The following is a 24,236-nucleotide window of genomic DNA, read 5'->3' as shown; positions in this document are numbered from 1 at the left end:
TTTAGTTCGATAGTTCCCGCAAAAGCCAGGTTCTCGCGAATTGCCAATCGCGGATGACGGTTTTAGTGGTCACTTTCAAGACCTGGGCCATTTCTTCGTTGCTTAGGCCGCCAAAGTATTTCATTTCGACCACTCGGCCCTTCCGTTCGTCGATCAGGGAAAGCCTCGTCAGAGCTTCATCAAGCTCGACAAGCCCATCCGAGCGCTCGTCGGAAATGATCATTTCTTCGTTAAGATCCACTCGCTGTCCGCCGGATCGTTTCCTCGAACTGCGATTTCGCGCGTGGTCAACCAATATGTGACGCATTGCCTTCGACGCCACCCCGAAAAAATGGGCTCGGTTCTGCCAGTTTTGCTCCTCCTGACCGGCGAGTTTGACGTACATTTCATGGATCAGAGCTGTCGGCTGTAAGGTATGCCCGCTCGGCTGGCTCTGCATATACCGCCGGGCCATGAGATGCAATTCGGCATAGACGAGCGGCATCAGGTTCTCGAGTGCCAGCTCGTCGCCCAAGCTCCATTCGCGCAAGAGTTGGGTGATCTCATTCGGTGATCGTTCGCTCATTTGCCGGTGTCTGGAAATGTTCATTATAGACTATTTTCCCAATAGACAAATACGCACTCGGTTTGCGTTTCCAGTTAACGAAGAATGCCGATGCACCTGATCCATAATATTGAAGAGATCTTCTGCTGAAATGTCTCTTTTTTCTTGCGCCTCTCGTTTATTTGGATAGAGTCCCAATAATTTATCGAAGGGAATAAAGATGCTCGGAAGCCTATTTTTTGAGAATCCGGATCCCGTCATTTTTGGGAAAGATCATTCAGAAAAAATGTGGTCGAACAATTCGTTTTGCCACGAATGCTTGAGAGGATAAAAAATGAAAAAGTGTAGACGGTCAATCATGGTTTCGTTGCCGATATTCGTTATTTGGATCTCAGCGATCACATCATCGACGATCGCCAACGCTCAATCGGTGCAATCGGCGGGACTTGATATTGATTTTACTCGCAGTTACAGCCTCGTTTGGACGGACAAGGGCAGCGGAGCCGCTGCCGACGTTTCGTTTTGGCGCCCCGAACCGGCCAGCGGCTGGTTCCGTGTCGGACACCATGTGAAACGGGGTTATGGAAACCCGACCGAAGCGACGATGGTCGTGCGTGCGCGAAGCGGCGCTCCTCTCGCACGGCCGGTCGACTACATTTTAGTTTGGGATGACTCTGGTTCCGGATCTGCCCAGGATGCGTCGGTGTGGCGGCCGGTGTGCCCGAGCGGATTCAGCTCGATGGGAGACGTCGCCAGCGGCAGCCGTGTAAAACCGGCGCTGGATGAGGTAGTCTGCGTTCAACAAAGCTTTCTCGGAGCCGCAAATCCCGGCAGCGAGATATGGAACGACACCGGCTCGGGAGCGGCTCGTGATTTCGCAGCGTGGAATGTCGTTTCACCGGCAGCGGACGCCAGCTTCAGCTATTTTAGCCGCGGCCTGTTCTTTGGAGATGCATCTCATAATCGTCCTCAACCCGCCAGCGTGGGCGGACTTTGGGCGATAAGGGTACCGAAGCCGACCATAGCAGGATCTCCTTTACCGGTCGATCCGTCAGGCGGATCGGCGGACCAACAGTTCTGGGACGCGATCAAGACAAGTCAGCGAGTTCAGGATTATCAGGCGTATTTGCAGAATTTTCCAAATGGACAGTTCACCGCATTGGCCCGGTTAAAGATCGACCAACTCGCACCATCGGCACCGACATTCCAGCCGCCTATCGCATCGACGGGCAGCTCCCCGGATCAACAATTTTGGGACGCGATCAAGGCCAGCCAGCGCGTCCAGGACTATCAAAGTTATCTACAGAACTTCCCCAACGGACAGTTCGTACCGCTGGCTCGGTTAAAGATTGATCAGCTGAACCAAAGTACAATGCCGGTCACGGCGCCGTCAGCCATCAGCCAGGATCAGATATTCTGGGATGCCGTCAAAAACAGCCAGCGCGTTTCGGATTACCAAAGCTATCTCAACAACTTTCCAAACGGGCAGTTCGTCGCAGTCGCCCGTCTGAAGATCGATCAGTTAAGTCAGAGCGGAGGAACTTTTCAGCCTCCTATGAACGCGGGCAACGGAGCCGATCAGCAATTCTGGGACGCGGTAAAGAATAGTCAGCGCGTTTCGGACTTTCAAAGCTATCTGCAGAGTTTCCCGAATGGCCAGTTCTCATCGCTCGCTCGACTTAAGATCGATCAGCTATCCGTTCCGATGGCCCCGTCGGTTTCGCAAAATGCTCGATTCCTAAATCAGTTAGCTGCCGAGAACCGGGCAAAACTGCCACTTACAGTCGGGGATATACAGCTATTTGATGCGTTTTCCATTTGTCGATCGGGATGCCAACAAATTGGTAACAGCGAGTCGCTCGTGATCCGTGCCAGAACGCCAAATCTCGCGAAACAAAATGTTTCTATCGGCCAGGTTGAACAGACCCTAAAACCAGCGATGTTGCAGGGATACTGCGGATCCCCCGAGCAGAGGAATAATGTGACGTTTGATATTGACGTTGCCGATAGGTTCAACCAGAAGATCGGAAATTTCTTCATCAACGCTCGCGATTGTGGTGGCGGCACTACCGCGGCCGTGCCGCCAACGATCCCTAGGTCGCAGGCTCCATTAACCGGGTTTCAACAGGTTATAGCCGCCGCTCAGCCCGGAAGCATCAATGAGATCGCACGGGCTCGGACGTTCTTTGTCGTTAGCAATGATTTTTCGATAAAGAGCAAGATCTCAGCCACACTGACGAAGGAAATTCCTCAGCTGCAGCCCGCGGCTAGCGAGCAAAGTGCGGACTTTTTGATCGGATTCGAACTGACAGACCGGATCACCGGCCAGGTCACGGCAAATGACCAGTCGAATGCGAATCTGCGGGGAGAGCTTATCGTCTTTACCGTAGTTCCGGCGATCGGCAACCGGCCCGAGAACATCCGTATTCTGTTCCGGATAAAGAAGGACCGAAGTTTTGGTGTTTTCAGTTCCACGCCCGACGAGAATGCCGCAAAGGACTTTGCTAAACAACTTGCGAAATTGATCATCTAGATCTCTGCTCGCTGTGAGGCGCGTGGTTTTTGTGACAGCGGTCGGCCGCAGTGTAGTCTATTCATCTTCAGCGGGCCCGAATCTGTAGACGAGAAAGCCGGTCGCTCGCGCTGGGCGGCCGTCGGCGGTTGGGCGGTTGAATTTTGTGGCGAGTGCGGCTCGTTCGGCTTCGGGCCAGAGCTCTTTGCTGCCGGTGCGTGGTTTTGCCGAGATCACGGAGCCGTCGGTGTTGACCAAAACCTCGACCTGAACGAGGCCTTTTGCACCGCTGGCTTTTGCGGCTCGTGTGTAATACGGCTTTTCGGCCGAGGCGACCTCGAAATTAAGGAAAGTATATTTGTCGCCGAGTACTGGCCCCTTGAAAACCGCAGGTGGCGGCGGAGGTGACGGATTTGATTTCGAAATTGTCGAGGACTTCGGCTTCTTTGCTGTCGAAGCGGCTTTTTGAGCATTGCCGCCGCTCTTTGGTTTGGTGTTTTGGGTCGCCTGTTTGCCGGCAGATCTCCCGGCCGAACCGCTCGCCTCGGCGGCGGGTTCAGGTTCGTCGACCGCTGCGATAGCAGCCATCTGTGCCGAAGCTTTGCCGGCAAACAATGCGCATGACATCACGAGGGTAAAGCCCAACAAGATCTTCCGAAGATTTGGATTCATAACTCAATCGTCAGCTCTATTTAGAGTAAATTTCCACACCATTCTACCCGCATTTTCGTCAAGAATGTAAACGCCGTCAGTGACTTGCCAACGGCCAAGATATTCCCAACGGCCGGGCGCGAGTTTGTTGAAGAGAGGAACGGTGGCCTTGCTTTCGATCGCGTCAAGTAACGCGCGGTTCGACGCTTCCAGCTTTTGGTTGCCGCGGCGGCCGTAGCCCGTGTAATGGATCACATCCGTAGTATCCCCGTGGAAATCCGGATAGCACGGATTGATCCGGCCAAAATCGGTAAGCAGCGAGATCAGCCGGCCATTTCGCTGATAGATGCCGTTGCGGACCTTGTGGACGTCGCTGACGTTATCCCAAGAATAAATGCCGCCGGGTTCGAAGGTGATCGGTTCCACGGCATTTATTCTATGAGATCGCTGCTAGGATCGCTATTTGTCGAGAAGGTAGCCGGAAACGGTGTAGCGTATCGTTACCGAATCGGTCGATCCGAGACGTGTTGCTCTCACCGCGACACCCGGCGCGTCCGCGTAGAGCTTGAGCGATTCGCTGACGGTGTAGATTCCACCGGTCGTAAGTTGGCGGCGATCGTTATTCAGATAGTGCGTACGTAGAATGGGATCAGGTGCGATGTGGGTCAACAACGCGAACGTATCTAGCGTCTGATTTGTGGACGAAAAAGCAGAAACATGCTCGATTACGAAAAGCTTGCCCGGCGGAACTGAGATATCAGCATTCTCGCCGCCTTGTCCTGGCCCAATGATCAAATCGACCGATGCCTGATACGGCGTTTGGGCGTTAAAGTTCGCATCGCGGATCACGACAGGATTCGTTTCACCATTAGTGATCCTGACTGGCGGCGTACCGACCAAACCGACATTCCAGGTTCCCTGCTGGGTCGCGTTGACGGTATGCGTACCGATCACGTTGACAGGCACAGCTTCGGTTGGCGTGTTGATGACGCGAACATCCTTATCGGGGGCCATCGCGGCAGCGTTGCTATGCCCGGTCTGCGGCAGCGAAACTCCTATCACCACGGTTAAAAGTATTACCCCGATGCTAAGCGATACATGCTTTTTGTTATTCATTTTTTCTACTCCTTGTTTCTTACTTTTTACAGATCTCCGATGATGGATTCATTTCACACAGGGCTTTTTTGAGAGCATCGATCAGTGCATTTTGCTCACGAACCTGGTTTCGCAGCTTTTCCATCTCAGACTCGTGCTCCTTGATCCCGTTGAGCATTGTCCACAGGATCGGGTCGACGTTGAGCTGCAAATAGCCATCGCGGCTCGTGGTTACTGCCTCGGGAAGTATCTTTTGCACTTCCTGCGCACTAAAGCCGATCTGTTCGCCGGCAGCAGCGAGGCCCAACGGGTTGTCCGCCCGGTATTCGAATCTGATCGGCTGGAGTCGCTTAATAACGTCGAGCCCAAGTGAGAATTGACCCTTTATGTTCTTCAGCCGCTCATCCGAAAAAACGGCCCAACTCGTTCCGCCGGTTTTTGATGCATTGCCGTTGACTGTGAGTTTTTGATCCGGTGCGGTTGTGCCGATGCCGACATTTCCAGTTCCGCCCTGTATCAGGTGAACATTTCCGCCGTCGGCATTTAAGGCAAGTGTGGCGGTTGCCCCATTGTTGCGGGCCATGATCTCGTTATTGTCGATGACAATGTTTGTCGAACTGGTGAGCCCCGAAATAATGTAGCCGCCCGAGCCGGGCTCGGCATCCGTCCCATTCAGAACAAATAGATCGCCGGGTATGCGAACGGTATCCTGCCCACCGCTGCGTCCTAGAGCGATCGTATTGCTTGAACTGACGGTCGCGCCGGAACCGATCGCTGCAGCAAATGACAGATTGCCTGACGTAACGTCCGCATTCGACCCGATCAGTGTGTTGTTGTCGCCGAGCGTGTTGTTAAAGCCGCTGCGGTAGCCGACAAATGCATTTTCATCGCCGGCGGTGCTCCCCTGGCCCGATTGGTAGCCAATAAACGCGTTCCCCGTGCCGACAACACTGGCGGGGCCGGCGGAAAAGCCAAAAAAGGAATTGTAATCTCCGGTGATATTATCCTGACCGGCGGCTCGTCCAAAGAAAGAGTTTCCCGCGCCGCTGACGTTAGCCTTCCCCGCATCCGCACCAAAAAAAGCGTTGCTGCTGCCCGTCGTAGTGTTTTGACCGGAAAGGTACCCAAAAAAGGCATTCAGAACTCCGCTGCTGTTTTGACTACCGGAAAGATGGCCGAAAAAGGAGTTTTGGGTACCCGTATTCGACTGTCCGGCCTGAAGCCCGGCAAAGAGATTGCCAGTACCGGGGCGGCTTAGTATGTGAAAACCTCCAAGATTGAATTGGTTCGAGGCATTAACATTATTCGCCGACAATGTGCCGCCGGCCGTACCGTTTCCCGAGACATTGAAATTGGTTGAAGCCTGCTGGACGGTCGTATTCTGAACGTAATTGGCGCTGCCAGCCGCAACGGGCCCAGTGAATGTGCCGGCGACGGTCAGATTTCCAGGTATCTGCACGGTGTCGAGATTGCGGCCTAACACAACGGTATTGCTGGTGCTGACCACTGCATTGGAACCGAACGCCGATGCGAAGCTAAGGTTGTCGGAGCCGACGTTCGCCGAGCGTCCAACTAGAGTATTATTCGATCCGCCGTTGTTTCCCTGGCCCGCAAAACCACCAACGAATGTATTGCTGGCCCCGGTCGTGTTTTGATTCCCGGCGTTTGAGCCTGCAAAGAGATTAGATCCACCAGTTGTTGTGTTGATGCCGGCGGAGGTTCCAAAAAATGAATTTGAATCGGCGGAGGTATTCTTGTTTCCGGCATCGGCGCCAAAAAAAGCGTTGCTGTCTCCATTCAAATTCTCAAATCCGGCGCCCTTGCCAAAAAATGAATTCCGATTCCCGATCGTGTTTCGGAATCCTGAACTAAAGCCAAAGAACGCGTTATTGTCACCTTCCGTGCTCGCGTCGCCCGCGTTTGTCCCAAAGTAGGAATTCCCCTGTCCGCCCGCATTACTACTACCGGCGAAGGCTCCGAAAAATGAATTATTACTGCTAGTATTTGCCGCACCGGCAGCGTTACCGAAAAAAGAGTTATTACCACCAGTGACGTTACTCTGACCGGCGACCGTTCCCACAAATGTATTGCTTTGGCCGACGGTATTGAGGCGTCCGGCCGAAGATCCGAGAAATGTATTCTGAGCTCCACTCGTATTCGATAGACCGGCGTTTGCCCCCGTGAACGTGTTATTTGTTCCGCCCGTATTGGCATTCCCGGCGAAATAGCCAAAAAACGAATTTTCAAAACCCGTGTTATTTCCGCCCGTTCCCGTACCGGCAAAGACATTATTGGTGCCCGCCACGGAAAAGACGCGAAGTCCGCCGATGTTGAATTGGGATACAGCATTGAACGTATTCGCTGTACCGATCCCGGAAATATTAAAATTACTGGACGGCTGTTGGCCGTTCGTATTTTGAATATAATTTGGACTGCCAGGCGTCGGCGGCCGTGCATCGGTCAATCGCGAGTCATTGGTCTGCACGTACTGATTGGCAGCGATGCCGCCCAATTGTTGGGAATTTGCGACCGCCCCGATTATTTTGGTGGCGCTCACCGAGAATATTTTGGGATCGGTGACGTTGCTATCGGCAAGTTGGGCCGTGCCGACGCCGCCGTTGGCGATGCTTAAGGCGACATTTCCGGAATTGCCGCCGCCCGCGAGCCCGGTTCCAGCAGTAACGCCTGTTATTGTTCCACCGCCGCTGCCGCTCGCGGTTTCGTCCGTGGCTGGTTCCCACTGGCTGGTAGTTCCGTTGTATTTAAGGACCTGGCCAGTGGCCGGGTTGGTGTTTGCAACATTTTTGCCCTGCAGACGGGCAACCGTGGTGGCGGACTGCGTTCCGGTGACGTCACCAGCCAAATTCCCCGTAAAACTGCCGGCAGTCGTCGCACTCGTCGCGGACGTTGCCGTCGTCGCACTAACCGCGGATTCGGCTGTTAGGCTTTTAACGGCATAGGGTGAACTTCCGATTCGCTGCCGCGGACTTAGCGTCGTAAATGCTCCGCCGCCGTTCCGAACTCTGATCTCGAGGAAGCGGTCGGGGCCCGGAAAGATCGCCCCAAAATCGAGTTTGACCGAGAATATCCCGGCGGAAACGCCGACATTCAAACGTGTTTGCGACGATCCGATCTGCGTTCCGCCGCTTTCCGCGTCAAAGATGGCAAACTCCATGTCGTAGTTTCCGCTGGCGAGATTTGCTCCATCCTTAAGGCTTCCCTGATAAGTAAATTCGGTCGTCTGGCCGCTGGCATTCAAGGCCAAAGCTAATAAAATGATCGTCAAAAATAAAAGCCGTCTATTTTTCATACGTAGTTCCTTTGGTATTCAGCCGGATCGGGGGCTCATTGGTTTCGGGCACAAGTTCACTTATCGCTTCGGTTGAAAAGTCGACATTCACGGAATTGGTCGCAACACGGCGTATTCGTGTGACGGTCATTGTCTCGATAGTTATCTCGCTCCGCCTGACGAGCGTCTCAATACGTTTCGGTCCCATAGATTTTTTTATTGTCCACTCGTCTCGAATCTGATATTCTGCGCTTTCTAATATTGCCTCGGAGACAGCGATCGCATTACGGTTTTTCAGTACGCCCATTATTGTTCTGCTCGGGGCTCGGAATCCTTAATTTAAGGTTAAACTTTCCTAATTTTTCCTAACGGCTATGGAATCACCTGCGGATGGCAAATTCAGGTTCGAAAATTTCGAATTAGACTGCGCCAAACGGGTTCTAAAACGGGACGGAGAACCGGTTGCCCTGAAATCCAAAACCATTGACCTCCTTCAGCACCTCGTCGAAAATCACGGCCGACTGATCACCAAACAAGAGCTGTTGGACTGCGTTTGGCCTGAGCAGTTCGTCGAGGAAAACAATCTTACGGTCCAGATATCGGCATTGCGAAAGGTTTTTGGCCCGGGGCAATTCATTGCCACCATTCCGGGCAAGGGTTATAAGTTCGTTGCCGAGGTTTCTCAAACCGGCGTGCCGGAAGAGCTGATAATCGAACAGCGCAGCTTTTCTCGGATAACTATCGAGGAACACGAATCCCGAACGGCAACCGAGACGGAACGGGCCAGCCGTGGTGTCAGTTCGACCGCGTTAAAAGCGATAGCCGCCACGGCGACCGTCGGCCTGCTACTGCTCTCGACGCTGGGATTTGTTTACTGGCGGCAAACTGCGAACGCCGGAACTGACAATTACAAGCTCGCGAAACTGACTACCAGCGGCGACATAACGTCGGCAACGATCACACCGGACGGCAATTATACGGTTTTCGCCCGTAAGGAAGCTGGAGGCGAAAGTCTCTGGCTCCGGCAGATCGCATCCGGCAGCCAGCAGCAGATCGTGGCCCCAAAACCGATCCGCTATGTCGGGCTCACCGTGACGCCGGACGGAAGATCGATCTACGCAACGACCTTTTCACCTGAACTGCCTGACCCGCAGGTTTGGCAAATGCCATTGCTGGGCGGTGATCATAAAGTGATCGACGGGGTGACATCCGGCGCGGCGGTCAGCTTTTCGCCGGACGGAGAGAAGATCGCCTACACAGAATCGCGTTCGTCGATGAACGAAACACAGCTCCTGACATCGAACGCCAACGGTACTGACAAAAAAGTGATCCGAAGAGCAACGGACGGCAGGCGTTCGTTCCCCAATTTCAATGCAAACCCGGTCGCGTGGTCGCCTGATGGCTCAGTCATTGCTGCCGCGGTTGAGCAGAGTACGGATAGCGTCAAATGCGGTATTATCCTTGCAGATCCTGAAAACAAGACTGAAAAGTACGCGACCGACCGCCGCTGGGACGTGATCGAACATCTTGCCTGGATCGACAGTGATACGCTCGCATTCATCGGCTATACCATCGACCCATGGATCGGCCAGGTGTGGACGGTCTCCCGCTCCAGCGGCGAGGTGAGGCAAATTACGAATGATCTGAGCAACTATTCGTGGCTCGCGAGTACGGGCGGCAAGATCCTTACGGTACAGCGAAATTCTTCATCGCATATTTCCGTCAACGATCTGAATTTTGCGGACGCGACGGCCTCGGGCCGTGCTGTGAGAGCCGAATCAGGTGAGATCAATCAGGTCGCGTTCGCACCGGACGGATCAATTCTTTTCGGCTCGAGTGCAACCGGAAAGCGTGAGATATGGAAGATGGACGCTGACGGATCGAACGCAAAACAGTTGACGGCGAATGCCAATATTACATTTGGCCTGTCGGTTTCTTCGGTTGATGGCTCGATGGTTTTCTGTTCCAGCGAGAACGGAAAGCACCTGCTCAAACTCGCGGATGCGGATGGTAGAAATATCAGACTTCTGACTGATGGCCCCGAAGACGTCAATCCAAATTTTACGCCTGACGGGAGATCGGTGATATTCCAGAAAGGTTTGAATAATAAGACAGTTACACTTTGGAGAATGGCGATCGACGGCGGCAGCCGCAAGCAGCTCACCCAGACATCCGGCGTTAAGCCGACCGTCTCGCCGGACGGCTCGAAGGTTGCCTACTACTTCATGGATCAGACCGTTGACGGCCTCTGGAAAGTCGGCATTATTTCTACCGACGATGGAACCCCTCTGAATAAACTAAGCTTTCCAAAGCCGGTCACCGAACGCCAGATGCAATGGCTGGCAGACGGATCTGCGATCGGGCAAATATTCTACGAGGGCGACCGCATCGATCTGCTGGTAATGCCTTTGGACGGCAGCGGATCAAAGCTGATAAGTGACGTTGGCAGAGGTGAGGTTCAATCGCTGGCTTTCTCGCGAGATGGAAAAAAACTCGCGATCTCCTACACCGAACAGCGGCCGGATGTCGTCCTCATTTCGAGATAACCAATGAATTAACTCCCCAGAAAAACGGTTATCTGCATTTCATTGGTGAAAATCTGCCGTTCATTGCCGCTCTTCCTTTGACAGAACACAGACTAGTGCTAAAATTCGTCGCGTATTTCCGGTACACCGCTGTTGTTCTATAACGGCAAGAAGCAGACATACTAACTGGTGACTATGGAGATTTCCCCTTCGATCTCTGCGGTCGTCACCTCGCTTTTGAGCTTACTAATTACAATCTGAGGAGAAAGATCAGTGAAAAAAGTTTTCGGCATTTTGGCAGTAGTTATTGCAGCCTTGATTGCCTTCGGCGTCGTGTCAAAGCGAGCTGAGGCAAACAGGGCCGTCTTTTCGACGGGTTCGCAGGATGAACTCGAAATTGCTAAACAGATCAGTCTTGAAGTTCTCCGCGGCCGGGCGGTAAACCGGGCGATAGGGAGTGTTGACGAATATGACGTAAAACGCGTCGAGATCGACGAACTGCGGATGGCTCACACCCGCGTTCAGCAGAAGGTAAACGGGATCCCGGTTTGGGAAGGCGAGGCGATCGTGCATCTGAAGGCCGATGGCTCGGTTTCGTCGATAACTGACGACCTGAAGGACGGCATCTCGGTCCGCACTACTCCCGATCTCGGTGAAAAAGATGCCGAGCGTCTGGCGTCCGGCAATTATAAAGGGCGTGCTCGTCAGACCGATCCGTCGATCGTGCAGATGTACATCTATCGCGGCGAAGATCGCGACCACCTGACCTACCGCATCGAAACGCCGCGGCTCGACGGAACAAACGACACGTCGGCTCCGGTAGTTTTCATCGACGCCCACACCGGCGAGGTCGTCGATCAGTACGACAATCTGCAGACCGGTACGGGCTCATCGCTTTACAGCGGAACCGTTGCGATCAGCACGAGCCAGTCGGGTGCTAATTTTTACATGGAAGACACCACCCGCCGCCAGGGGACGTTCAATATGAACAACACGGGGAACACGTCGACTGGTACGGGCGGCACACAATCCCGCTACACCGACGCTGACGATAACTGGACGGCGACGAACGCACGTGCCGGCGTCGATGCCCATTACGGAGCGGCAAAGACCTTCGATTATTACCAGACCGTCCACGGCCGCAACGGCATCGATGGCAACTACGGCCCGGGCACAACGACGGCCGCCGCAAACGGCGTCAGCATCGTCGCATCGCGTGTACACTTTGGCAGCAATTACAACAACGCCTTCTGGTATCAGAATATGATGACCTACGGCGACGGGAACGGTACGACCTTCACGCCGCTCACAACCCTGGACATCTGCGGCCATGAAATGACACATGGCGTGACAGAACGATCTGCAAACCTCACATATTCCAAGGAATCCGGTGCTCTGAACGAATCGATGTCAGACATCATGGGCTCGATGGTCGAGCTTTATGCTGACGGCGGAGTTGTCAGCGGCGATACTTGGAAGATCGGCGAAGATGCTTACACGCCCGGAACGGCCGGTGACGCATTGCGGCGAATGGACAACCCGAACGCTGTCGGTGATCCGGACCATTACAGCCTGCGTTTGTATCAGGGAACCTGCACCCCGTCGAGCGCAAATGATCAGTGCGGTGTTCACACTAACTCAAGTATTCAGAACCATGCGTTTTATCTGATGGCCGCCGGCGGCACGAACCGCGTCAGCGGCGTAACGGTAACGGGCATTGGCGGAACAGATGCGGCAAAGATCTTCTACCGTGCACTGACCGTTTACATGACGGCGAGTACGAATTTTGCCGGAGCGAGAACTGCAACACTTAGTGCAGCAACCGATCTATTTGGAGCATCGAGCTCTCAATATACGACCATCGCGACCGGGTGGTGTGCCGTCGGCGTCGGAACGTGCCCAAGCACGAATCCAACCCCAACCCCAACTCCGACCCCGGCGCCGACGATCACGCCGACTCCTTCGCCAACTCCGACACCGGGAGCGGACCTGATCGTTAACGGCGGTTTTGAGGTCAGTGCGAGCCCGTGGGTTAGCTCGGGAACCGGCTATTTCTACACAGCGAACGGCAATTCGCCGCACGGCGGCACCGGCTACGTCTACTTTGGCGTGAACAATAGCGTCACGGGGCAGGCTTATCAAACGGTCTCGATCCCGACGACCGCGACCGGAAATCTGTCGTTCTGGCTTAATGTCACCTCGAGCGAAACAACGACCACGAAGGCCTATGACAAACTTTTTGTCGAGGTCCGGAACACTAGCGGTTCATTGCTCAGGACTCTTGCGACGTACAGCAATCTGAACAAGACCACACAGGGTGTTTACTCGCAGAAATCGTTCAGCCTGGCTGCCTATAAGGGCCAGACCGTGCGGATCCAGTTCCGCTCGACGATGGACAGCTCGATAACCTCGACGTTCCGCGTCGATGATGTGTCGCTGCAATAGAGCATATTCAGGCTTCACATGAAATGAGAGGGAATGGCTTCGGCTGTTCCTTTCTTTTATTTCGCGTAAACTTCTCCGTACGAAATGCTCTACAAGATCGCCGGTAAAATTTGGAAGATCATGCCGCGAAAGATGCGCACCTTCGTCGCTCGAAGCGTTCAGGTAAAATTTACCGTGTCGGCCGCCGGTGTAATCAAAAATGAAAAGGGCGAGGTTTTGCTGCTAAATCATCTATTGCGGCCGATGTCCGGTTGGGGCGTTCCGGGCGGCTTTATGGAAGCCGGCGAGCAGCCCGAGGCCGCTTTTCGTCGTGAGATAAGAGAAGAAACGGGCCTCGACCTGAAAAACGTTACGATCTACCGGGCACGTACGCTTAAACGCCATATCGAGATCATCTTCCTGGCCGAAGCGGTCGGCGAAGCGAGCGTTCAGAGCCGCGAGATCATAGAGCTGGGCTGGTTCTCCATAGACAACGTTCCGAAGGAGATGAGCCTCGATCAGCAATTTCTGGTGAGAAAAGCTCTGGGTGTCGATGATGAGGACGCCCGCGGGTAAGCAATGGATCTTGGACGGGGCGTTGATATTTCCGCGCTTGCGCACGTGCGAGCTTCCGCACTTCTTCAAATTGCATTCGCCGTTGTATAATTTTAGTAATTTATTAGGAGCAATAATAATATGGTCAATCTCGTACCGCCGCCAGAGACGGTGATGGAAATCCTTACGAAAACCGGAGCCTATCGCAAAGGCCACTTTGTCTACCCTAACGGAAAGCACGCATCGCATTATTTTCAGATGCCGCTGGCATTCCGCTACTACGATAATGCCCGCATTCTTTCGGTTGGTCTCAGCCGGCTTTTTCGCGCTGAGAACTCGATCTCAAAAAGCCTGCCGAGAGTTTCAGTTATCAGCCCGAGCCCGGGCGGCATCATGGTCGCATTCGGTGTTCGCGAGGCACTCGGGGCAGATCAGATCTACTGGGCCGAGATGGAAGGCGGCAAGCGTCAATTCCGCCAGTACATGGCAGATTATGAGGTCTATCCTGCGATAATCGTCGACGACATCAACCGTTCGGGCAAAGCGATCAGAGAAACTATCGAACTCGTTAAAGAGGTCGGTAGTGAGGTGATCGGCATCGGAACGATCGCAAAATTTGAGGATGCCCCGGACGAATTTGACGGTATCCCGGCGAGATCACTGCTGAGTTTTGATGTGAATTTCTACGATAACGAAGATGAATGGCGTGGCTCCCGCAGCGCATCCGATGCGGTTGAACAAACGGTTAGGTTCTAGATCGGGAACCACGAAAGAACACGAAAGAACACCAAATGTATCTCACATGTGGTGTTTTTTTGTGTTTTTTGATTACTTCTAATTGTCGACTTGCGAGGGATTAAAAGGCACGAAACGGTATTCCGACATTTAGTGTTCTTTTGTGTTATTTCGTGGTTACTTCTTAAATGGCGTGGCGATTCGCGAGGGCTCGGTCCATCGTTACTTCATCGACAAATTCCAGGTCGGAGCCGACCGGCATTCCCATGGCGATCCTTGTTACCAGGACGCCGAGCGGTTTTAGAAGGCGGGCAATGTAGTTTGCGGTCGCTTCGCCTTCGGTTGTCGGGTTGGTGGCGACGATGATCTCTTTGATCTCGATTCCCTCGTTATTTTCGGGCCGCAGCCGAGGAAGCAGGTTGGCGAGCATGAGTTCATCTGGCCCGATGCCGCGCATCGGCGAAAGCGTACCGTGCAGAACATGATACAGCCCGCGAAATGACCTGGTCTTCTCTACCGCGACCAGATTATACGGTTCCTCAACGATACACACGATCGAACGGTCGCGTTTCGGATTAGCACAATACAGACAAGGATCGACGTCTGTCAGATTGTTGCAATTGGCACAGAAAACGATCTTTTGCTTGACCTCGCGGAGCGAATCGGCAAAATGATCGACCTCGGCCTGTGGCCGGCGCAGTATATAAAAAGCCAGCCGTTGAGCTGACTTATGTCCAATGCCAGGCAGGCGTTTGAATTCGTCGATCAGTTTAGCGACGGGTTCGGAATAATCGAGCATATTTTGGAACGCCGCCGTCTTGGCGGCCATCGCCGCGGCTTGTGATCAAATATGAAGCAAATCATTGCCGGTAAGATGCCGGCGTTCCATTACATTAACCCTGGAGGAAGCATTCCGCCGAGTTTTCCTTTTAGCGATTCTTCGACCTTGCGGCGAGCTTCATTCAGAGCTGCGACGGTCAGGTCCTGGAGCATCTCGACGTCACCGTCCTTTACTAGATCGGGCGAGATCGTTAGTGACAATACTTCAAAATCGCCGCGCATTTTTACGGAAACGGCTCCGCCGCCCGCTGCCGCGTCGACAACCATTTCCTTCATCTGACGGCCCATCTGCTCCTGCATCTGCTGCGCCTGCTGCATCATCGCCTGGAGGTCCATTCCACCTGGTAATTTCATATTTTCGCCTCAATAAAACAACAAATTTTGTCTACGCAATTATAGCACCGCATAGTGCGTAAACGCATTTTCAAGAGCTGTCTTGAATAGAGAAATATTCTCATATCGGCTAACATTGTTAAAACTTTAGCAAAAATGATTGACATAATGGCGTTTTTTTTATAGTCTGTTTCCGGTGCAGTAGTTTAAGCGCCAGTCTCTTCACGGACTATCCCCACACGAAAGTCGATTGAAATAAGGAACATTTAGGTTCAGCCAGCATCTTTCATCACCAAGATGACCAGTTGACTGTTTCTTTTGCGGACACGAATCAATTGTCCGGAGGATATCCGTGTATTTTCGCATATCAAACCTATAGGAGTTACGAGTAGAAAATGTTCAAAACCATCATAATGGCCGCTAAAACGGCCCTCGTGACCGGTCTCGTGGTAATCGCAGCAAATGCGCAGACCACCACGGGAACGGTCAATCTCAGCGGAACGGTCTCAAAATTTGTCGAGATCAATTCCGGCGGCGCCGTCACATTGAGCGGCAATTCCGGCGGCGGCGTCACAACTGACGGCACTGCCAACAACCCGCTCGCGGTCGTCGTCAATCTTGGCGAACTTGGCCCGAGCAACACAGCCAGCTTCGTTACAGCAAGCGTACCGCTAAAGCTTCGCAGCAATGCGGCTTACGTTATGTCGCTTGCGGCTACCGTTGCAAGTTCAGGATCGACGGCTAACAAGATCGGAGCTGCCGACGTCGGCTTCGGCCTCGGAGCGGTCACGCGTGCGGGTGTCGGCGTAAATACGACCGGCACGGATACGAATGCGACCTCGGGCGACCCAACTCTTGCAGCCAACGGAGCGATCAACGCGACCAGCGGCCGTTTTGAGTTCACGACCACGCGTTCAAACCTCGGAGCATTCACATCGGCAACGACCGCTCTGAATGGTTCCTTCATTCTCAATGCCGTACCGCGAAGCAATACGCAGGGAATGACGGTTCCGGCGATCTTCGCAGTCAAGCCTCAGTTCTATGAGGTCGGTACTACGACGGTAACGGCGACGTTCACCGTCACGGCACCATAACTTAAGCCATTTTGGCTTTTTCGGCGCGTACCGCCGCAGCCCCCCCGCGGCGGTACGCAGCCTTTTATTGGAGAAGAAAATGAAAGGATCAGAAGGAACTTTCCCGATATTGGTTGGGATCTTCGCGTTGCTCGTCGCCCTGGCGTCGACGGCATTGTCCCAGAGCACGACGGGAACCGTGAGTATGAGCGCGACGGTTTCAAAGTTTGTCGAGCTGAATTCAGGCGGAGCGATCACCCTGACCGGAAATTCAGGCGGCGGTATTACGACGAACGGCACGGTGAACAACCCGCTTGCTGCCGTCGTAAACCTCGGCGAACTTGGCCCCGCAAATACCAACAGTTTTGTTACAGCGAGTGTGCCGTTAAAGCTTCGCAGCAATGCGGCCTACGTACTTTCGCTGTCGGCGACAGTGTCGAGTTCCGGTTCGACAGCAAATGAGATAACAGCGGCCGACGTTGGCTTCGGCCTAGGCAGCGTCGTCCGCAGCGGCGTAGGCGTAAACACAACTGGAACCGATACGAACGCGACAGCCGGTGACCCGACGCTCGTTGCCAACGGCTCGGTCAACGGAACCACGGGACGCTATAACTTCACGGCTGTCAGATCAAATCTAAGTGCTTTTTCGGCATCAACGACAGCTCTAAGCGGCTCATTTATTATGAACGCGGTCCCGCGTTCCAACACCAATGGCCTGACCGTTCCCGCGATCTTCGCCGTCAAACCCCAATTCTACGAAACCGGCACGACTACCGTCGTCGCCACATTTACTGTTACAGCACCTTAGTAAAATGAACGGGAATACCTACTGTATTTTAGTTCTTTTCTGCCTCTTGTTGATCGGAGGTGTGAGCCTTGCACCGGCTCAGGCCCTCGATATTTCAAGCGGCGGAAGCCCGACCATAACCGGGGCCTTGAGCGGCTCTGTGTCCGGCAGTTCCAGTGTTCTAAATAACCTCTCGGTAACTGTCGATTTTGGCGAGGTCTCACCACTGAATACGAATAATATCGTCAAAGTTGTCGTCCCGATCGCTGTCCGCAGTAACCAACCGTACCGCGTGAGGGCTTCGCTGACGACTTCGACCAACGCAAATCCGCAAGCTGTACAGACAACAGATATCGGTTTCGGCGTAAACAATTTTCGTGCGATGGGCTCAAATTCCCGTGTCTGCACACGGAGCAGTCACATATTTTATTCGCCATTTAACAACGACCCGTCGAGCGGAGTTACGATCAACGCCAGCGGCCGGGCCCAATATCCGTCGGACCTTAGTGACATCGTCGGAAGTACCACAATACTGAGCGGCCCGCGGCTCTCGAATGGCGGAGCCTCACGCGCGACGAACGACGGTTATATCTTCGACGCGATCCTTGTTATTACGCCGCAGTTTTATGCTCCCGGGACTACGACTGCTGTTATCACTTTCACGATCTCAGCCGGTCCGGCCGTCCCCTGTTAACTTGGTTCCCATCACAACCAATCATGAAATCGATTATATTTTTGCTTTTAATCTCGTTTTCAGCTGTCATTTCGGCTCAAACACCCCCTAATAGCCCTGTGTCCGCAGGCGGTAGCATGGCGGTTTCTCCCGCTCGTTTCGAACTCGACATGAAGCCGGGTACCGAGACCACGGTCGTCGTCAACCTCGATTACCGTGCCGGCGGCGAAAGCAAGGAACCGGTCAGGATCGTCGCCTCGCTCAACGACTGGACTATTACGAAGGACGGCCGGGTGGAATATTTCAAAGCAAACACCCGCGAGAATTCCGCCAGCCAATGGCTCATTTATACACCGGGAGAGGCTGCTATCGTTCCGGGTACGATACATCAGATCCGCGTAACGATCGCCGTGCCGCAGAACGCCCTTCCTGGGGATCACCTGACTTCCCTCATCATCGAGCAGCGTCCCGAAAAGCTGAAGTACGAGGCAAACGTCAAACAGATGATCGTTCGCTACCGCATGGCTTCGGTTTTTTACATTAAAGTACCGGGCCTGACGAAAAAAGGAAGCGTTGAAAACCTCATCGCCGAATCAACGCCAGACGGTATTCTCGTCACGCCGACGCTCAAGAACGATGGCAACAGCGTCATCCGGCCGGTCGCAAACGTCAAGGTTTTCGACGTGGACGGCAAAAGGGTCGCCGACGTTCCCGAATCCGAGATCCTGCCGGTACTTGCCGGTTCCCGGCTTGATCAGCCGGTAACAATAGCAAAAGCCCTTGCTCCCGGAAGCTACACGGTCAAGTACCGCATCGATTTCCAGGATGGTGGAAAAGTAACGGAAGGCATCACCGACTTGGTCGTCAAGACACAGATCGCTGCCGGAGACAAGCCTGCCAAGAAGCCGTAAAAGATGAACTCCAAGCTAGCCAACATAACGATCATCGGCCTTCTGGCGCTTATTACAGCGTTCGGGCCCGTGTTTGCTTTGGCGGCGAACAGTGATACCGCAGATTCTTCGCAGATCCAATTTGCAGCGGTAACGGTCAACGGGCGGACCTTGTCCGGCCCCAACAGCAGTGCCCAGCGGCTTAACGGCCGTATTCTTGTGCCGGTCGCAGCGATCGCCCAGGCTCTCGGCGATGTGGTAACTATGTCTTCTGCATCGCGTTCGGTTAGCGTTCGGCGATCGAATGGCGTTGTCGCGGAGCTTAACGCCCGCGTCGGACAGGTGCGGGAAAACGGCTCGGCTATTCTCTCGGTTGCGAACGCCAGCGAGATCAATTTTCCTCCTAATACTTACGAATTCATGCTCCCGATCGAGATCGCGGCGAGCCTTTTTGAGGTGTCGATCCGTTACGAAAGCGATAAGAACATTGTCACGATCACCCGTGGAATTCCGGCCTCTTCAGCCAATCAAACCAAGAACGCACGAGGCATAGCCGACATTCAGCAGATCGATTACGAATATAACCTCAATCGATATTCGTCGACAGCAGCTCACAGTTTGGTGCTGCTAGGCGCGGGACGGCTCGCCGATGGCCGATTTTCGTTTTCTTCAAATGCAAGCAGTTCTTCCCGCGGCATCTCGGTGCAGAATGCCACCTTCAATCTCCAACGCCCGAACGGACAGCATATCACGGCGGGAGACATGGGTACCGGCGGAACTCTTCAGTTCATGGCTGCGAATATTAGAGGTCTTTCAGTAAGTACTCCGGTTGGTGATCTCACGGTCACCGGGTTTGGCGGACGAACTTATTCGGGGGTTGTGCTGCCATTCACCAACGAGTTTTCCGGGGAGTATTTCGGCATTCGCAAATTGGCGCGCTATGACACGAATATCTTCGGAGCATTTGTCACCGGCAGATCAGATGTGTTTGGCCAAAACAGCAGAAAAGTTACTTTTTCGGGCGGAGCAATGCGGTTTAGCTCGGCGAACCGGAACGGCACTTTCGGTACCGGAAACGTTTCGTATGAGTCCGAACGCATCCGTCTGCAAAGCGACATAGCCTACGGAATCTTTGACCGGCTTGACAACTCGACCCGCCGCACGGCGGGAGCCGGAACAGCCGTCGATTTCACTGGAACTTTCCAGCTCCGCGAAGACCTCGCCGTTCAGGCACGATATACGAATATCAGCCGCAATTTTCTCAGCCCGCAGTCCGGCGTTCGCGAACCGCTCGACATGAAAGCCGCCGGCGTGACTTGGTCACCGGCAAAGTGGCTTTCGACGTCGATCAACGCCAGTATTTCGCGTCGGCCCGGCGACAACACGCAGAATAATAAGTTTGTGACCGCGGCGTTTGCTATCACGCCTTCGGCGGCAGCTCCGCGATTTCATTTCTCGCATACCCAGAGCAGCACAAGCCAGATCCGATCGGCCTCGTTTACGACACTGAACGCTTCGAAAGATTTTTCCCGAGTGCGGCTATACGCGAACGCGACGCGGATCAAGAATATCGGTGCCGCGTTGGTGAATGCTCAGTTTGGGGCCAATTTCTCGGTAAACGATACGAACGCGATCGAAATTAGCCAGGGATTCGGAAATAGGCGTTCTTACAACGGCCAGATCGATTGGCGAACGTCGAATCTGCTCAAACAGCGTCTCAGCTTTAGCGCCGGAGCGGGTTATAGTTATTCGCCGGCCTCAGGATTTTCGCCGTACCAACGGCTTGCAGCATCGGTCAAACTGCCGCGTCAGGCATCGCTACAGGTCAACTATTACAACACGAACAACGGCGCCACCGTTCTCGTCAGTCTTCGCGGAACGCTTTTCAGAAAGCGTGAAGCTCAGGCTTTTCTCGATTCGCCAACGTCGGAGATAAATTCCTTTGGCAAGATCTCGGGTCGCGTTTATCAGGATGTGGATCAGGACGGAAAATTCGATCCATCGGTCGATAAACCGCAGTCGGACGTTAAGGTTCGTGTCGACGGTAATCGCTACGTGGTCTCGGACGAAAACGGCATTTATCAGTTCGAATCGATCACTTCCGGCGATCACGAAGTCTATCTTGATCTGCTTTCGGTGCGTGCCGATCTGACCTTGCTGAGCAACGCTGCCGAGAGAACCAAGCTTAGGCCCGGCCACACGGCGAACCAGGATTTTCGACTTGTCCGGACCGGCCGCATCTCCGGCCGCGTGTGGCTCGATACAAACGAGAACGGAAGATTCGACGAAGGCGAAATACCTCTCGCTGACGTTCGCGTCGTAACGGGCAGCGGGCGCGACACGCTGACCGATGCGGACGGCAGCTTCACCATCGCAGATCTGCCGCCGGGCGAACATGTTTTTCTACTCGACGAAAAAACTCTGCCGGAGAAAATGGTCTCAGCTCAGAAACCGCTGGCGGTCCAGGCTTTCGCCGGACGCGAAACGAGCGAAATAAACCTCGCTGTTATCAATATTCCCGCCGAAGTCAAGAAATTTCCGGCTAAGCAGCCTTGAGGTTTTCTGATAAGCAACCGCATAGGAAGACGGCCCTCGCCAGGGCCGTCTTTTTTATTGGGTTTAGCCCAGAAAAAAAGTCTGGAAATTATTGTAACGAATAGGTTATTCTGGTAAATGCTTGCCCGATTCCCACCCGGCCTATATGAACGATTCCGAGATCACCCGCCGCGACCTTAAGCCTGCTTTGGTTTTCCTTAGCGGTGAGCTTATCGCCGTTCCGATCCCGCTGGAACGCGAGGACGTTATTCTCGGCCGGGCTCTCGAAGCAGACGTTCGTGTGAACGATACGCAGGTTTCCCGCCAGCATGCCAAGGTCTCGACAGTTCATGGCGACCGTCCAAGCGCAACGGAATATATTCTGACCGACCTCGATTCTCGAAACGGAACCTTTCTTAACGGCCGCCGGATCCGCCGCGAGAAGCTCAACAATGGCGATAAAATAACGATCGGCGAGACGATACTGAGATTTGACCTGCTTGACGAGATCGATCGCGAATACCAACGCCAGATCCACCGACTGATCTCGCACGACGACCTGACCGGGCTGCTCTCGAGCCGTTCATTCTTCTCCGAACTTCGCCGCGAGGCTGGCCGTGCGACAGCTGAGGATAGGCCATTCTGCGTACTGATGATGGACGGCGACAATTTCAAGAGCGTAAACGACACGCATGGCCATCTGACCGGCAGCAAAACTATAGAAGAGATCGGATTTTCGATCATGACGAACTTGCGAACAGGTGACGCCGCTGCTCGATTCGGCGGAGACGAATTTGCGGCCTTCCTGCTCGATGCGGATCTCCCTCAAGGACTCATCGCGGCGGAAAGAATTCGGGCGAGTATCGAAAGCTATAATTTCAGCGTCCTTCGTCAAGCAGACACTAAGGGAACCCACAATATAACAGTTAGTATAGGCGTCTCGTCGTTCCCCGAAGATTCGCATGACCCGATCGAGCTTGTCGAAATGGCAGATTCTGCCCTGTATCGAGCTAAACGCGAAGGCCGCAACCGCGTCGCCGCATATCGCGACATTACGCAGGAAGAAGCCGAGCGCCCGCCGCGGCCGCGTCGCGACTAAATATTGCAACAATTAGACCCCGATAAACGTGAAAGACAATGGAAATCTTTCGTGCTAGTATTTTATTTTGCAATTTTCGCCGCAGGGCTTGAGCATAACGTAGTAAATCACAGGTGATCACGAAGCTAAATCTTTCAACCCATCCGTTCAGAAACCGGGTGCTGCCGTATCTTATCGCTGGCCTTTTGCTCGTTGCGAGCGCGTCTGGCGGCGTCTACTGCATCGCTAAACTCAGAGATAACAGCAGTAAGAACGATCTCCTCGCAAAAGCCATTCAAGAGCGTCAGGCCGACATTCTGAAGCTGAAAGGCGAAGGAGAAAAAGTACAGCAGCTTTTAACGCCGGATCAGAAAGCGATCCTTTCGGCTTCGCACAAACTGGTGGCTAACAAAACGTTTGGCTGGTCACGCCTTTTTGCCGACCTCGAAGCTGTGCTTCCCGGCAGCGTCAGCGCATCGCGTATCTCGGTTGAGAACATCTATCAGGATGGCGACCGCATCAAAGCGGAACTGGAACTGGGTGTTATCAGCCGTGATTATCCGGCCGTGATGCAGATGATCGAGCGAATGAATAATTCGGGCCTTTTTCTCGCTGAGCTTCGCGGGCAGGATCTGCAAAAGAATGAGCGGGTCACCTTTACCGAATATACGTTCCGCCTGATCTATACGCCGGGCTACGGATATTCGACATCGGCCGCGGTATCTGAGACGGCTCAAAATCTCCAGGGAGGCAACGCTCAATAATGGCTGAACCTGAGATCGATCAAAAAGAATTTTCCGACGCACTCGAAGTTAAAGAGACGGTCATCGTCGTCGAGGCCCCGGATTCGATACCCTCGAACCGGCCGAGAAAAGTCTATGCAGGAATGTGGGGACCGCCCGAGATCGGAGCGGTCGCCGCCGGAGTTCTGGCAGTATTGATGGCTCTGGTAGCGTACTTTTTTTGGGTCGTGCCTTCCAACAATTTACTCGTTAAAAACAAAGCCGAGGCTGACCGTCTCGAATCGGAACTGCTTACCGCCAAATCAAAATACGGCGAGATAACGAACACCGAGTCGCAGGTCACGAAGATCGTCGATAGTATCGATGATTTTGAAACACGCTTTTTGCCGGTCACATCAACCGGACAAGCCGCACTCTATCAGCGGCTAAATGGGCTCATCAGTGCCTACGGCCTCGTGAATACAACCGGACCGGACTACGTGCCGCTCGAGACCAGCGAGATCAAAGGCGAAGGCCAGACAGAAGAAGAAAAAGGCCGTGCCAAGTTTAGAAGTATTTATCCTGGCGTTTATGCCACGATGACTCTTGAAGGTTCGTATCAGAATCTTCGGCGCTTTATACGTGAGATAGAGACCGGGCGGGAGTTTATTATCGTAAGTACGGTCGAACTCGCCCCCTCGGACAGCAACAACCGCCGCGACCAAACGGCTCCTGACACAAATCGACAGACCGCCGCCGCCCCAAATCCGATGAATCCGGGAACGCCGGGAATGGTCGACCCGAGAAGCATTCCGGGGGCTCAGCCGGGTTCAGTTCAGGAACAGCCGCGAGTTTCGGCCAAACAGCAGGGCAAGACACACGGTGAAACCGTCAGCCTGCATATTGAATTAGCAGCGTATTTTCGCCGGCCAAATAAAGCTCCGGCACCCGCGGCGCAGTAAGCATTGAATAAGA

Annotated in this window: 21 protein-coding genes; 13 read left to right on the top strand and 8 right to left on the bottom strand. The window is 53.7% G+C overall.

Annotation, left to right across the window (positions count from 1 at the left end; all coding sequences use genetic code 11):
* Window position 1: 1 nt before the first annotated feature.
* A complete protein-coding gene (locus IPG22_00295) occupies window positions 2–565 on the bottom strand; it encodes a sigma-70 family RNA polymerase sigma factor (GenBank protein MBK6586748.1) in 564 nt (187 codons plus the stop codon).
* Between the two features lie 313 nt (window positions 566–878).
* Between IPG22_00295 and IPG22_00290 the strand changes: the two genes are divergently transcribed.
* Window positions 879–3,077, top strand: a complete 2,199-nt coding sequence (locus IPG22_00290) for a Vps62-related protein (GenBank protein ID MBK6586747.1) — start codon at window positions 879–881, stop codon at window positions 3,075–3,077.
* 57 nt (window positions 3,078–3,134) lie between these two features.
* On the opposite strand, the gene IPG22_00285 is transcribed toward IPG22_00290, so the two are convergent.
* Genes IPG22_00285 through IPG22_00265 form a run of 5 tightly spaced genes read right to left on the bottom strand, consistent with a single transcriptional unit; the run spans window position 3,135 to window position 8,299 of the window.
* On the bottom strand, window positions 3,135–3,728 hold the full coding sequence (locus IPG22_00285; protein ID MBK6586746.1) for an energy transducer TonB: 594 nt from the start codon (window positions 3,726–3,728) through the stop codon (window positions 3,135–3,137).
* Window positions 3,729–3,731: 3 nt separating this feature from the next.
* The gene (locus IPG22_00280) at window positions 3,732–4,133 is read right to left on the bottom strand and encodes a hypothetical protein (protein ID MBK6586745.1); all 402 of its coding nucleotides are present in this window, start codon (window positions 4,131–4,133) and stop codon (window positions 3,732–3,734) included.
* 33 nt (window positions 4,134–4,166) lie between these two features.
* Window positions 4,167–4,823: a hypothetical protein gene (locus IPG22_00275; protein MBK6586744.1), complete on the bottom strand. Its 657-nt coding sequence runs from the start codon at window positions 4,821–4,823 to the stop codon at window positions 4,167–4,169.
* A 19-nt stretch (window positions 4,824–4,842) separates the two neighbouring features.
* Window positions 4,843–8,112, bottom strand: a complete 3,270-nt coding sequence (locus IPG22_00270; GenBank protein ID MBK6586743.1) for a tail fiber domain-containing protein — start codon at window positions 8,110–8,112, stop codon at window positions 4,843–4,845.
* A complete protein-coding gene (locus IPG22_00265) occupies window positions 8,102–8,299 on the bottom strand; it encodes a hypothetical protein (protein ID MBK6586742.1) in 198 nt (65 codons plus the stop codon). The genes IPG22_00270 and IPG22_00265 overlap by 11 nt, the downstream gene beginning before the upstream one ends.
* A gap of 166 nt (window positions 8,300–8,465) precedes the next feature.
* Between IPG22_00265 and IPG22_00260 the strand changes: the two genes are divergently transcribed.
* The 4 genes from IPG22_00260 to IPG22_00245 all read left to right on the top strand — a co-directional run bounded on the left by IPG22_00260 (window position 8,466) and on the right by IPG22_00245 (window position 14,351).
* Window positions 8,466–10,637, top strand: coding sequence for a PD40 domain-containing protein (locus IPG22_00260; protein ID MBK6586741.1), 2,172 nt, complete (start codon window positions 8,466–8,468; stop codon window positions 10,635–10,637).
* Window positions 10,638–10,889: 252 nt separating this feature from the next.
* Window positions 10,890–13,061: a M4 family metallopeptidase gene (locus IPG22_00255; GenBank protein MBK6586740.1), complete on the top strand. Its 2,172-nt coding sequence runs from the start codon at window positions 10,890–10,892 to the stop codon at window positions 13,059–13,061.
* Window positions 13,062–13,145: 84 nt separating this feature from the next.
* The gene (locus IPG22_00250; protein ID MBK6586739.1) at window positions 13,146–13,616 is read left to right on the top strand and encodes an NUDIX hydrolase; all 471 of its coding nucleotides are present in this window, start codon (window positions 13,146–13,148) and stop codon (window positions 13,614–13,616) included.
* A 120-nt stretch (window positions 13,617–13,736) separates the two neighbouring features.
* Window positions 13,737–14,351: a phosphoribosyltransferase gene (locus IPG22_00245; protein MBK6586738.1), complete on the top strand. Its 615-nt coding sequence runs from the start codon at window positions 13,737–13,739 to the stop codon at window positions 14,349–14,351.
* Between the two features lie 163 nt (window positions 14,352–14,514).
* On the opposite strand, the gene recR is transcribed toward IPG22_00245, so the two are convergent.
* Window positions 14,515–15,129 (bottom strand): recombination protein RecR, encoded by a 615-nt coding sequence (recR, locus tag IPG22_00240; protein ID MBK6586737.1) that lies wholly within the window; start codon window positions 15,127–15,129, stop codon window positions 14,515–14,517.
* Between the two features lie 89 nt (window positions 15,130–15,218).
* Entirely contained in the window at window positions 15,219–15,524 is a 306-nt protein-coding gene (locus IPG22_00235) for a YbaB/EbfC family nucleoid-associated protein (GenBank protein MBK6586736.1), read from the bottom strand.
* A gap of 374 nt (window positions 15,525–15,898) precedes the next feature.
* Between IPG22_00235 and IPG22_00230 the strand changes: the two genes are divergently transcribed.
* The 8 genes from IPG22_00230 (at window position 15,899) to IPG22_00195 (ending at window position 24,223) form a co-directional block, all read left to right on the top strand.
* Window positions 15,899–16,597: a hypothetical protein gene (locus tag IPG22_00230; GenBank protein MBK6586735.1), complete on the top strand. Its 699-nt coding sequence runs from the start codon at window positions 15,899–15,901 to the stop codon at window positions 16,595–16,597.
* A gap of 79 nt (window positions 16,598–16,676) precedes the next feature.
* Entirely contained in the window at window positions 16,677–17,384 is a 708-nt protein-coding gene (locus IPG22_00225) for a hypothetical protein (protein MBK6586734.1), read from the top strand.
* Between the two features lie 61 nt (window positions 17,385–17,445).
* A complete protein-coding gene (locus tag IPG22_00220; protein ID MBK6586733.1) occupies window positions 17,446–18,057 on the top strand; it encodes a hypothetical protein in 612 nt (203 codons plus the stop codon).
* 116 nt (window positions 18,058–18,173) lie between these two features.
* The gene (locus IPG22_00215; protein MBK6586732.1) at window positions 18,174–18,947 is read left to right on the top strand and encodes a hypothetical protein; all 774 of its coding nucleotides are present in this window, start codon (window positions 18,174–18,176) and stop codon (window positions 18,945–18,947) included.
* Between the two features lie 3 nt (window positions 18,948–18,950).
* A complete protein-coding gene (locus IPG22_00210) occupies window positions 18,951–21,482 on the top strand; it encodes a hypothetical protein (protein MBK6586731.1) in 2,532 nt (843 codons plus the stop codon).
* 145 nt (window positions 21,483–21,627) lie between these two features.
* Window positions 21,628–22,560 carry a GGDEF domain-containing protein gene (locus IPG22_00205; protein ID MBK6586730.1) on the top strand — a complete coding sequence of 311 codons (933 nt, stop codon included), beginning with the start codon at window positions 21,628–21,630 and terminating at the stop codon, window positions 22,558–22,560.
* A gap of 113 nt (window positions 22,561–22,673) precedes the next feature.
* On the top strand, window positions 22,674–23,303 hold the full coding sequence (locus IPG22_00200) for a hypothetical protein (protein ID MBK6586729.1): 630 nt from the start codon (window positions 22,674–22,676) through the stop codon (window positions 23,301–23,303).
* Complete coding sequence (locus IPG22_00195) at window positions 23,303–24,223, top strand: hypothetical protein (protein ID MBK6586728.1); 921 nt, start codon at window positions 23,303–23,305, stop codon at window positions 24,221–24,223. Before IPG22_00200 ends, IPG22_00195 begins: the two co-directional genes overlap by 1 nt.
* Window positions 24,224–24,236: the final 13 nt, after the last annotated feature.

It is taken from the genome of Acidobacteriota bacterium (assembly GCA_016703965.1).
Taxonomy (GTDB): domain Bacteria; phylum Acidobacteriota; class Blastocatellia; order Pyrinomonadales; family Pyrinomonadaceae; genus OLB17.
This window is presented reverse-complemented; position numbering and strand designations above follow the sequence as displayed.